Genomic DNA, 12,591 nt, shown 5'->3' with positions numbered 1-12,591 from the left:
AAAAATGCGTTTCTGATGGCGATTATCAACAAACCAAAGGCGTTCGTAGTGAACAAGTCATTCCAACAGGGAAGCTATTTGGATTTAGAAAATTTGATAAGATTCAATACAAAGGAGAAGAATATTTTATTAAAGGACGTATGAGCAGCGGTTATGCTATTTTAATGGATATTGAAGGACATAAGGTAGATTTAAAGCCAATCCCAAAGTTTTCTAAGATGCAGAGAGTGAGTGCCAGAAAATCATGGATTACCATACAAAAAACCATTCCAATTTTTTACTTATGTGTCATCTGATATTTGTTTGTAAATATCGAAAAAAGTTGTTAATCCAACTTGGAAATGATGTGAAACAACTTATGCACGATATAGCCAATAGATACCATTTTAGAATAGTCGAAATGGAAGTAGATAAGGATCATATCCATTTGCTTATTCAGTATGAGCCTAAGATGAGTATTCTTGAAATTGTGAGACTACTCAAGCAAATGACTACGTTTCATATTTGGAAACAACATGAAAAGTATCTTTCTAAACATTTTTGGAAGGAACAAACCTTTTGGAGCGACGGATATTTCGCTTGTTCCATTGGAAATGTCAGCAAAGAGATGATTCAAAAATATATTCACGAACAAGGATGAAAACCGTGGGCTTACATCCACGAACCTAAAGGTATCGTGGTTTTACGCCCACAGATATAAATCTATTAAGTCAATTCTTTAATATAGGAGTTATGCTTAATCTTTCTAATATGATCACCGTAGGTTTTTGCTAAGTACGCTCCTCCGATAACACCAGCATCATTACCTAATGTAGCAAGTACTAACATCGTACTAATTCGAACTGTTGAAAAAGTATACTGATTAAAGTAGTGATTTAATGGGGCTAATAACGCATTACCTGCTGCAGATACCCCACCACCAATCACAATTTTTTCAGGGTTTAATAGGCTACCAATATTGGCCAACGCTACACCTAAATACTTTGTTACATTTTCTACAATCTCTTCTGCTAGCTGATCTCCCTCGTGTAATGCATCGAATACATCTTTTGCTGTTAATTGGTTTCTCTTTTCATACCATTCTTTTAGCTTGCTATCTCTTTTTGTCTTACGAACTGCTTCTATCGCTAGACGGGAAATCCCAGATGCGGATGCAACTGTTTCTAAACATCCCTTTTTCCCACAATTACAAGTAAAACCATCATTCATGACTGACACAATGTGCCCTATTTCACCGCCAGCACCTTTTACACCATGAACAATGTTACCATCCATAATTACACCGCCGCCAATACCAGTGCCAAGAGTGACACAAATCATATTTTTCGTTCCTTTTCCTGCGCCTTTCCACATTTCACCGATAGCAGCAACATTTGCATCATTATCAACGACAACTGGGATCCCTGTCTCTTTTTCAAGAATTTCTTTTACTTGTGTTTCTCCCCATCCTAGATTTACACATTGATACACCAAACCAGTTTCAAAGTTAACGGGACCAGGAACACCTATTCCAATGCCAATTAATTGCTCGCGTTCTATCTTTAGTTCTTTCACTTTTTCACTTATAGAATTTACGATATTTAATAGAATATACTTTCCAGAATCGCGTTTATCAGTTTCAATTTCCCATTTGTTTAGAAAATGGCCGTTTTCATCAATAAATGCTAGCTTTGTGCTCGTACCACCTAAATCCACCCCAATTAAAACATTCGTCATCATGACGCTCCTCCCTTTTATGAATGGTTTAACAACCTATTTCTTTTTTTAGTTCTTACAAAACTTTAACAATATAACTTAACGTTTATAAAGCGAGACTTCCATCAGTGGGGGTTTTCCTTATCTCCCACTGATGGATAGCGAGACTTACCTTAGCTTTTACGGGCAGTTATCCTCCACCTTCGCTTCTTTGTGATTCATTCAAGCTCAGAGGTGGGGGTATTACTGCCCGTTAATGCGGGATAAATATGAGAAATAGCCAAGGTTTTTCTAAAAAACGCTTGGCTATTTCTTATATCAAAATTGTTCCATGCTTGACGAGAAATCTTCTTTTCATTTATTCTATGCCTCTAGCGAATGCGAAGCTCTGTTTCTGTATCGAAGAAGTGAGCTTTGTTCATATCTAAAGCTAATGCTAATTGCTGGCCTGGTTTTACTTCCGTACGAGCATCCACACGCGCTACAAAACTTTGACCACTAATTTGTGAGTAAATCATTGTTTCAGCGCCCATTAATTCTGCTACGTCTACTTTGACATTTACTGTTGTGGCTTGTGATGAATCAATAAACACAGGCTCATCATGTAAGTCTTCTGGGCGAATGCCTAAAATGACTTCTTTATTCACATAGCCTTGATCACGTAATACCTTCATTTTCCCTTCCGGCACTACAATGTTTAGTTGACCAATTTGGATGACGCCATCTTTCAACGTCCCTTTAAAGAAGTTCATCGAAGGAGAGCCAATAAAGCCACCAACAAATACGTTTTCCGGTTTTTCATACACTTCTTTTGGTGCACCTACTTGTTGAACAATCCCATCTTTCATGACGACAAGGCGAGAGGCCATCGTCATCGCTTCTGTTTGGTCATGTGTGACATAAATAGTTGTCGTTTGTAGTCTTTGGTGTAATTTAGCAATTTCAGAGCGCATTTGCACACGAAGTTTTGCATCTAAGTTTGATAACGGCTCGTCCATTAAAAATACTTTTGCATCTCGGACAATCGCACGACCTAAAGCAACACGTTGCCGTTGCCCACCTGAAAGAGCTTTTGGTTTACGCTTCAAATATTGCTCTAACCCAAGAATATTAGCAGCATCTTGTACACGGCGATCGATTTCATCTTTTGGAAATTTACGTAGTTTTAAACCGAATGCCATGTTGTCATATACGCTCATGTGGGGATATAATGCGTAGTTTTGAAAGACCATCGCAATGTCGCGATCTTTTGGTGCTACGTCATTGACACGTTTGCCATCGATATAGAAATCACCTTTTGAGATTTCTTCAAGACCTGCAACCATACGAAGAGTAGTCGATTTTCCACACCCTGATGGGCCTACGAAGACAATAAATTCTTTATCTTGAATATGAAGATTAAAATCCTCCACTGCTGTAACATTTTTATCATAAATTTTATAAATATTTTCTAAGCGTAACTCAGCCATTGAATTTTCCCCCTTTATATGAAAGCGATTTCTTTTTTGGTGCAGTTAAAAACTTTTGGTACCTGCCGTATTCCTACTACACCCACCATGGCTGTAAAGGGGCTTCTTCAATCAACACTGACTTTAAGTTTGTTACTGCGCGATTAAACCCTTCTTCAATCGACATAATCGGATCTTCATGTTCGATGCTAACAACATAGTCATAACCATACGTACGAAGGGCGCTCATCATGTCAGACCATTCTTTCAAGCTATGTCCGCAACCAACCGACCGGAATGACCATGCTCTTGTTCTTACTTCTCCATATGGCTGCATATCTGTTAACCCATACATGTTCACATTCTCCTGGTCGATGTATGTATCCTTAGCATGAAAATGGTGGATAGCATTTTCCTTTGCTAAAATTTTAATGGCAGCTACTGGATCAATCCCTTGCCACCATAAATGACTCGGATCTAAATTGGCACCGATCGCATCAGAGGTTTCTTCTCGTAACTTTAACAAAGTATACGGTGTATGGACTAGAAAACCACCATGAAGTTCAAGTCCAATTTTAACATTATGCTCCTTCGCAAAATTCCCTACTTCTTTCCAATATGGGATGAGTTTTTCCTCCCACTGCCATGTTAAAACATCCCCATATTCATTCGGCCATGGGGTAACAGGCCAATTCGGATACTTAGCTCCTTCATGATCTCCAGCTGTTCCTGAAAAGCAGTTAACAACCGGCACTTCTAACAATGATGCTAGTTTAATTGTTTTTAAGAGCGTATCGTGAGACTCACCTGCAAATGATGTTTCGGGTGAAATCGGGTTACCATGACAACTGAAGGCACTAATCATTAGCCCACGATCTCGAACTTTTTGAAGATATTGTTTGCGCGATTCTTCGCTTGCTAATAAGGCATCTAAATCGCAATGGCTATTACCTGGATAGCCTCCTGTTCCAATCTCAACTGCGTGCAGCCCTGCATTTTTTACAGTATCGAGCATCTCTTCGAATGTTTTTTCAGCAAATAATACGGTAAATACGCCTAATTTCATTTTCGTGCCCCTTCCCCTTGTATAGAATCATGACTTTCATAGATGGCTTCAATAATTTGTGATACTTGAAGGGCCCCTTCAGGCTGAACAATAAGTGGAACCTTCTCGAGGCAAGCATCTATAAAGTTTTTTGCCTGCGGCATTGCAGGGTCTTCGTGACCAGGGAGCCATGCCGGTTCACTGTTTAACAACATTCCATTTTTTGTTGTATACATTTCAAAAGGAAAAACGTTTAAACCACCGTCAACGCCTGAAATGCTAACATGCTCTTTGTCGTCTTTTATATTCGCTGCCCAGGATGTTTCAAATAACATGGAAGCACCATTTTCAAATTTAATATAAGCTGTTACATGATCATCGACATTAAATGTCTCATGATCATATGCCCCCCATAAATTTACTTGATTTGGCGTTTTGCTTAATCGATTATACGTACTCCCATATATAGCAATGGGTTTGGGATTTCCCATTAACCAAAGGGCTAGATCAAGAAGATGACATCCGTAGTCAATTAAGCTTCCGCCTCCTTGAAGCTCTTTATTGGTAAAAACACCCCAGCCTGGCACTTTGCGGCGTCTTAACGCTTGAACTCTTGCCACAAGTGGCGTACCGACTTCCTGCATCGCGCTTTTTGCTGCTTGAGATTCTTTCATGAAACGATAATGATAGGCAATCGCAAGGACTTTATTCGCTTTTTTTGAGGCAGAAATCATAGCTTCGCATTCTTTCACACTAAGGGCCATTGGTTTTTCACACATTACATGAATTCCAGCCTCAAATGCGGCAGTTGATATTTCAGCATGGAACTTATTTGGAGTACAAATACATACGGCATCCACATGGGAAAAGAGGTTTTGGTAATCCTTGAACACATAAGGAATATTGTATGTTTCGGCTACTTCTTTCGCCCGGTCGAGATTCACATCGCTTAGAGCCGTAATTGTACACTGGTCACTTAACTCAAGAAAGGCAGGGATATGGCGTGTTTGTGCAATACCGCCAACACCAATTATCCCAATTCGTAGTTTAGTCACAATTACATCGCCTGCACTTTTATAATTTTTCTTGTTTCATTCGATTCGATCGCGGCTAAAATAACCTCTAAAGATTTCATACCTTCTTCACCGCTAACTGGTGGCTCTTGATCATTAAGAACGGAATCCACAAACTTCTCCACTACAAATGAGTTATTTTGCCCGCCCTCATCATTAGACTGAATTTTTCCAAGCTGATAGTTTACGATTTCACCGTTTGCATATTGTACGATTAGTGAATTAATTGGATCATCTTCTAAACGTAGAATGGCCTTTTCTCCATAAATAATCGTTGAATTATCTTCCTTACTTACATAAGCCCAGCTTGCAGCAAGTGTACCGATGATACCGCTTTCTGTTTTTAAGACACAAACAGCATTGTCATCCACATCCGCGAAGTCTTTCGCACTTGTTTCAACAAATGCTCCTACTTCTGTAATTTCTTCCCCAAGTATAAACCTGAGTAAATCTGCTTTATGAACGCCTAAATCACCCATTGCACCAATAAAGGCCTTTTCCTTTTGAAAAAACCAACCCTCTTTTCCTTCGACACTCCATTGTTCTGGTCCACCATGGCCAAATGCGGTACGAAAACTGTAAATTTTACCAATTTCTCCACTATGAATTAGCTGACGTGCTTTTTGATGAGACGATACAAAGCGTTGATTATGACCGATCATTAATTTTTTACCACTTCTTTTAGCAGCTGAAATCATTGCTTCAGCTTCTTCTTTAGAAGTTGCCAACGGTTTTTCACAAAGAACATGTACTCCTGTATCTAAAGCTGCAATTGAAATAGGGGCATGAAGATAATTTGGTGTACATACACTTACTGCATCCACTTCCCCACTACGCAATAAATCTTCATAGCTAGTGTAAGCCGTAACTTCGTATTTTCCCGCTACTTCTTTTGCACGTTCTGCATTGATGTCACATACGGCAACAAGCTGAACATTCTTATTCGCAACATATTCTGGCAAATGACGATGCTGTGCAATACTTCCGCAACCGATCACTCCGACTCTTAGCTTTTTCATAATTATTCCCCCTATATTCCTTTAATTTCTTCTAGTGGTGTGGCATTTCCATAGACAGGTCTGTTTCGTTTTACAGGCTTAGCCCAGTTAACTGCATTCCTAATTACACGTTGAATTTGTTGATTATGGTACGTCGGATATGTTTCATGCCCAGGTCTGAAATAAAACACCTTACCGTTCCCACGTCTATAGGTGCAGCCGCTTCGGAATACTTCGCCACCTTCAAACCAGCTTGTGAAAATAAGCTCATCAGGTTCAGGGATATCAAAATGCTCTCCATACATTTCTTCTTTTTCTAATTCAATATACTCTGCTATGCCTTCTGTTATCGGATGGCTCGGGCTTACCACCCAAAGACGTTCTTTTTCATCAGCTTCTCTCCACTTCAAGTCACAGCTCGTACCCATTAACGCTTTAAAAATTTTCGAGAAGTGGCCAGAATGAAGAACAATAAGTCCCATGCCATCCAGGACACGCTGCTGTACTTTTTGGACAATTTCATCCTTTACTTCTTCATGAGCAAGATGCCCCCACCAAATTAATACATCCGTGTTATTTAGCACATCATCTGTTAAACCATGTTCCGGCTCATCCAGAGTAGCTGTTCCTGCTTCAAATCCTTCTAATTTTAAAAAATCAGCAATCGCACCATGGATGCCGTTTGGATATATATCTCTAACAACCGGATTTTTTTGTTCATGACGATTTTCATTCCATACCGTTACTTTCAACATTATCTATTCACTCCTTATTAAAGTTAATCTCCTTATCTTTATTTTAGAGAATGTTCGAATTAATGAAACTGCTTACATTGACCAGTAGGGTGGAAAATATTGAACTAACAGGATGTGCGGTATTCATTGGGAGTAACTCCCTCAATCCTTTTAAAGACTTTGCGGAAATATTTGTCATCTTGATACCCTATCATTTCGGCAATTTCGTAAATTTTTAATTGACTGTTTTTTAGTAATGTTTTCGCCTTGTTCATACGAATCTTCACTACATAGTCTGATATATTTACATTAAATTCTTGTTTGAATTTCCTTGAGATATATTCTCTACTTAAATAGAATTGCTCCGCTATCTCTTGGAGCTTTACATCTCTATTGCAGTTCTCTTGAAGATACGTTTCAATTTCGTAAATGATGTTAGTATTTTTCTTTCCTGAGCCCCGTTTCACTTTCTTCAAAAAGAGTGAGATTTCCCGTTTTTTCCTCTCGATATATTTTTCGAATTGAAAGGAACCGTTTTGATCAAAGTAAGGATCAATTTGTTTTTCAACTTTTTCTACCACAGAGAACGATAATTGATATTTCTTAAGCCATCGATTACATATGACCTGATATTCCTTTTCAAAGTTTAACAAAAGCTTTAACGATAAAAATCTACTTTCTTTCAATTCCTTCGTCACTCTTTCAATCATTTCCTCAAATGCTCCTATTTCACCAGCTTGCACAGCTAGTTCTATTTCAGAAGCATACCCCATTAAATTGGGTAAAGCTGTTTCTGACTTAATTTCTTGTAAATAGACTCTTTCACCTTTTTCGTCCAATATATTACTGTTTAAAATAACGTGTTTTGCACGGCTATAGGATTCTAATAGTTCAGAAATCTTATTAACAGATTCTCCTAAAGCAATCGGACAAGATATGTTAAACGTCTTTCTCAACTGTTTATACATACTTTTAAGTAATTCTTCGATCTGCTCGATTTTTTTCCAAAAGATGATAATAATTTCACCTTTATTTGATAAATAGCGAAAGCCTGTCCCACATTCATTCTCAGTCAATATTTCATTAATAACGTTCAATATCGTGAAATATGCTAGATTTCGATCTCCATGAAATTCACCAATTGTCTTCCCGCTTACTTTCACAAGTGCTACCGTATAGGACTGAGAAACTTGAAAACCAAATTCTTCATACAAATTTTCCTTCATTGACTCATTGTTCATTAATTGGGTTAGCATTCGATCACGATAAGCAGGTTTCATTTTATTGATTAATTGAGAGCTACTTTTATTTTTCTTACGAATTGCTTCTTCCTTTTTCCATTCAGCTAAGGCATGTTCCAACGTCGTATTCAGGATTTCCGGATCAATTGGCTTTAACAGATAATCTACACTGCCATAGTGAATAGCCTTTCTCATATAGTGGTAATCATCATATCCGGTTAACACGACCGTCTTGCAATATGGATAATGTTCTTTCATCCATTCTAAAAGTTGAATGCCGTCCATTTTCGGCATCTTCATATCCGTAAAAATAATTTCAGGTTGAAACTTTTGTATGAAGTTAATAGCTTCTGCACCGTTCTCTGCTTCATAAATGGTTTCAATCCCGAACTTTTCCCATTCTCCAAGTAACATAATTCCTTCACGAACATGTTTTTCATCATCAACAAGTAATACTTTCATGAAGGGTTCACCTCCTTGCTCATTTCCTTAGGCATCACGATGGTAACTGTGAATCCACTATCTTCATTACTGTTAACGGACATTTTCACCTGATTACTGTAGTAAATCTGCAAACGATCATAAATATTTTTTAAGCCGATCGCTTCTCTCTGCATTCCGTCTTCTCGAATACCTTCAAACAATTCCTTTTGAATATCTCTTAATTCCTCACTAGTTGCACCTTTTCCATTATCTTTTACAGTTAGATAAATGCTATCATTTTGTTGCAAATAAGCCTCAATCTGAATAATTGATTTCCCCTCCTGCTGATCAAACCCATGCTTAAAACAATTTTCAACAAGAGGCTGCAAAATCATTTTTGGTACATGGATATCTTCTACTTCCTTTTGAATCTTCAGTTCAAATTCAAACCGCTCATCGAATCGTTGTTTCTGTAAAGTTAAATAAGATGTAACATGCTGTATCTCTGCTGTAAGTGGGACAATATCTTCTTTCATATTCATACTGTATCGCATAATTTTTGATAAAGCAGTTAATAACGAATAGACTGGAACTGCTTTATGCTTTAACGCCAAAGTACCGATGGATTGAAGAGCATTATAAAGAAAATGCGGATTAACCTGTGATTGCAATACCCTCAGTTGTGACGATTTATTTTCAACTTCTAATTTATATTTTCTCTGGATCAAATCATTGATTTTAGCAAGCATTAATTTAAAATGCCTACCTAGCATGCCAAATTCATCGTTGCCAAGCGAGTCAAAATTAGCTTGAAATTTCCCCTGTTCAACCTGTTTCATATTTGCGATCAATACTTTAATCGGAGCAGTAAACTTAAATGAGATGACCAATGTCGCAAACAGAACAATAACAAGGGAGATAAGACCAACTAATATGTTTGTTAAAACCGTTTCTCTAGCACCTTGGTAAAGTGAATCATAAGGAATTCTCTTAACAATATACCAGTCTTTAAATGAGTCGGTGAACTTCTCATAAACAATAATTCCTGAAAAATCCGTATCCTTCCATCCCATACTTTTGCTTGATTCTGACGTCCGTTTCACTTGCTGAAACCACTGCTGTTTATTCTCTGTTCCAATTAACTTTTCTTCTGACGAATAAACGATCAAGCCTTCTTCATTTATCAGATAAAAATCTTCTGTTTCTTTTAAATATAAGCGATCAGCTATTGCACTTAATTTTGATAGATTAATATCTATTGATAAAAAAGCTAAAGGGTGATCTGATGGAATGTCTCGTATGACATTATGGAAGCTTAATACATCCTTTTTTTGTGAATTTGGAATAAGAGATAAATTGTTATAACTATAGATTTCATGTGGCGGTTCAATCACTGTAAAATTAGTAGATTGACTTAATTGAAAATAGTATGGATGGGAATTGACATTATCATACTTTCCTCGCTCACTTAACATTGAATGATAGATCGCATAAGAGTCTTTTCCTTTATGAATATAAAGATGCATTTGTTCAATTTCAGGCCTTGTATTAAATAAATAAACAAGTATTCTTTTTACTTCTTCTTGATTTTTAACTATATCATTGGATACCCCATCTCTAAGCGAATTCATTAGTGGAGTATACCGATAAATTGTCGTCGTCATATACGCCAAATCTTGTAAGTATGTTGAAATGTCTTCTTTCCCATCTTCAATCACATCATGAGTTGTTGAAACAAAATGCTGATTGAGTGAGTCGGTCGTTTGATAATACGTAATTATAATTGCTGCCCCAAAAGGGAAAATGGTTGCGACCATTAGAAAGATAATTAATTTTTTGCGAATACTCCATCCCATATGTTGTGGTTAGTTTTCCATTGTATATAAAATTCTAATTTTTTAACTAACCAACCCTCTCCTTCATCAAGATATTTTCCTTAAAATTTCATCTATAATTTTCTGAATAAATTATATCACGCTAGTATAGCATATTTTTGGGAATCTTTTTACATAAAAAATGTCCCATATATCGATAAGTCTATTTTTTGTCTGTTCAATATTTTCCACCCTAATGGTCAATGTAAGCAGTTTCATAATTTTCGTCATTCATTAAAATAAGGTAGTAGGAGGTGCAGTCAGATGAATAATGAAAATAAGGTAGAAAATATTGATTTGCCGTTTGTAAATCATCAGAAAAGCACAAAAATTACTAATTCGGTATCTTTAATGAAAAACAGAAAGTTAAGAAAAGCAGGGTTATTTGCTCTTTTTGTCGGACCGGTCTTTTTAGCATTTTCGATGATCGTCCTGATTCCTTTCTTTACTGGAGTTTATTACGCCTTTACAGATTGGAATGGGATAACAGGCGCTGTAAACTGGGTTGGTTTAGACAATTTTAAATACTTGTTTACCGAGGACAAGCAGTTTCAAGCGTCGTTCCTACTTACAATGAAATATACGTTTGTAGCCATTGTTCTAACTAATTTAATTGGTTTTGGGTTAGCTATCCTCGTTACACAAATGCTGAAAACTAGAAACATTTTACGTACAGTATTTTTCTTACCCAATTTGATCGGTGGTCTTTTACTAGGATTTATTTGGCAATTTATTTTCATTAAAGGTTTTTCCTCAATTGGACAATTAACTGGCATCTCTCTTTTCAACCTACCATGGTTAGGGGACGCCAATACGGGCTTCTGGGGAATTGTTATTGTCAGTGTTTGGCAAGGGGCAGGCTATATCATGCTCATCTATTTAGCAGCATTACAGAATGTACCTCAAGATATCGTTGAAGCAGCCAAAATTGACGGTGCAAATCGATGGCAGATTCTTCGTCATATTACAATGCCAATGGTAGCACCAGCCGTAACCATCTGTTTATTCTTAACGATAGCTTCTTCATTCAAAGTCTTTGATGTTAACCTGGCACTAACCAATGGTGGTCCATTTAAATCAACAGAAATGTTAGCGCTTAATATTTATACAGAAGCATTCGTAAATAATCGCTATGGTCTTGGTGAAGCAAAGGCGTTAATCTTCTTCCTTGTTGTAGCAGCGATTACTGTCATTCAAGTTACGATTACAAAGAAGAAGGAGATTGAATCATAATGGGAAACAAGTACACAGGAAAAATATTTACTGTTGAAATCTTAGCCATCCTGATAGGTCTCATCTTTTTAATTCCATTCTATTATGTTGTTTCAAATTCATTAAAATCATTTTCGGAAATTTTAACCAACACATCATCCTTGCCATCTGTCTTACAGTTTCAGAACTATGTAAATGCTTTCGAGCAATTGAATTATTTAAAAGTATTCACAAACTCGCTTATTGTCACAATAGCTAGTAACATTGTTCTCGTTGTCTTTTGTTCAATGGCAGCCTACATGTTAGTAAGAACAAAAAAAAGGATTAGCAATGTGATTTTTATGCTTTTTGTTGCAGCAATGGTTATCCCATTTCAATCGATCATGATTCCGCTTGTAAAAACAGCTGGTACCTTGGGACTTTTAAACAGCATTTGGGGTCTTGTCATCATGTATTTAGGATTTGGCTCCGGAATAACTATTTTCTTGTATCATGGTTTTATCAAAGGAATACCTGTTGAGCTTGAAGAAGCGGCGATTATCGATGGATGCACACCATTTGGCGTCTTCTGGAAAATTGTATTTCCACTGTTGAAGCCGATTACGGTAACGATCATTATCTTAAACAGCTTATGGATTTGGAATGACTTCCTATTACCATCACTTGTGCTTCAAGACCCTGAGTTAAGAACGATTCCATTAGCAACGTTTTTCTTCTTTGGACAGTATACAAAACAATGGGATTTGGCACTAGCAGCATTAGTTCTTGGCATCATTCCGTTATTAATCTTTTTCTTCTCAATGCAAAAACACATTATTAAGGGGATTACTAGCGGATCGATTAAATAA

General features: G+C 37.0%; 12 protein-coding genes. 4 read left to right on the top strand and 8 right to left on the bottom strand.

Annotated features, from left to right (window positions below; all coding sequences use genetic code 11):
- Positions 1–296: hypothetical protein (locus K9V48_RS20175; RefSeq protein WP_438803905.1), on the top strand; the 296-nt coding region annotated here is incomplete at its 5' end.
- Positions 245–640: an IS200/IS605 family transposase gene (gene tnpA / locus K9V48_RS20170; protein WP_224140953.1), complete on the top strand. Its 396-nt coding sequence runs from the start codon at positions 245–247 to the stop codon at positions 638–640. The genes K9V48_RS20175 and tnpA, both read left to right, overlap by 52 nt.
- Before the next feature lie 65 nt (positions 641–705).
- Here tnpA and K9V48_RS20165 read toward each other — a convergent pair whose 3' ends face one another.
- The 8 genes from K9V48_RS20165 to K9V48_RS20130 all read right to left on the bottom strand — a co-directional run bounded on the left by K9V48_RS20165 (position 706) and on the right by K9V48_RS20130 (position 10,513).
- Positions 706–1,716, bottom strand: a complete 1,011-nt coding sequence (locus K9V48_RS20165) for an ROK family glucokinase (protein WP_224140952.1) — start codon at positions 1,714–1,716, stop codon at positions 706–708.
- Positions 1,717–2,066: 350 nt separating this feature from the next.
- On the bottom strand, positions 2,067–3,164 hold the full coding sequence (locus K9V48_RS20160) for an ABC transporter ATP-binding protein (RefSeq protein WP_224140951.1): 1,098 nt from the start codon (positions 3,162–3,164) through the stop codon (positions 2,067–2,069).
- Between the two features lie 76 nt (positions 3,165–3,240).
- Positions 3,241–4,209 (bottom strand): sugar phosphate isomerase/epimerase family protein, encoded by a 969-nt coding sequence (locus tag K9V48_RS20155; protein ID WP_111618285.1) that lies wholly within the window; start codon positions 4,207–4,209, stop codon positions 3,241–3,243.
- Complete coding sequence (locus K9V48_RS20150; protein WP_224140950.1) at positions 4,206–5,243, bottom strand: Gfo/Idh/MocA family protein; 1,038 nt, start codon at positions 5,241–5,243, stop codon at positions 4,206–4,208. Before K9V48_RS20150 ends, K9V48_RS20155 begins: the two co-directional genes overlap by 4 nt.
- 2 nt (positions 5,244–5,245) lie before the next feature.
- Complete coding sequence (locus K9V48_RS20145; protein WP_224140949.1) at positions 5,246–6,280, bottom strand: Gfo/Idh/MocA family protein; 1,035 nt, start codon at positions 6,278–6,280, stop codon at positions 5,246–5,248.
- An 11-nt stretch (positions 6,281–6,291) separates the two neighbouring features.
- A complete protein-coding gene (locus tag K9V48_RS20140; RefSeq protein ID WP_224140948.1) occupies positions 6,292–7,014 on the bottom strand; it encodes a ThuA domain-containing protein in 723 nt (240 codons plus the stop codon).
- Positions 7,015–7,118: 104 nt separating this feature from the next.
- Positions 7,119–8,696: a response regulator gene (locus tag K9V48_RS20135; protein WP_224140947.1), complete on the bottom strand. Its 1,578-nt coding sequence runs from the start codon at positions 8,694–8,696 to the stop codon at positions 7,119–7,121.
- Positions 8,693–10,513: a sensor histidine kinase gene (locus tag K9V48_RS20130; protein ID WP_224140946.1), complete on the bottom strand. Its 1,821-nt coding sequence runs from the start codon at positions 10,511–10,513 to the stop codon at positions 8,693–8,695. The genes K9V48_RS20135 and K9V48_RS20130 overlap by 4 nt, the downstream gene beginning before the upstream one ends.
- A gap of 369 nt (positions 10,514–10,882) precedes the next feature.
- Here K9V48_RS20130 and K9V48_RS20125 point away from each other — a divergent pair, with 369 nt between their 5' ends.
- Positions 10,883–11,764 carry a carbohydrate ABC transporter permease gene (locus K9V48_RS20125; RefSeq protein ID WP_438803906.1) on the top strand — a complete coding sequence of 294 codons (882 nt, stop codon included), beginning with the start codon at positions 10,883–10,885 and terminating at the stop codon, positions 11,762–11,764.
- The gene (locus tag K9V48_RS20120) at positions 11,764–12,591 is read left to right on the top strand and encodes a carbohydrate ABC transporter permease (protein WP_224140944.1); all 828 of its coding nucleotides are present in this window, start codon (positions 11,764–11,766) and stop codon (positions 12,589–12,591) included. Before K9V48_RS20125 ends, K9V48_RS20120 begins: the two co-directional genes overlap by 1 nt.

This window comes from Metabacillus rhizolycopersici (assembly GCF_020075705.1).
This window is presented reverse-complemented; position numbering and strand designations above follow the sequence as displayed.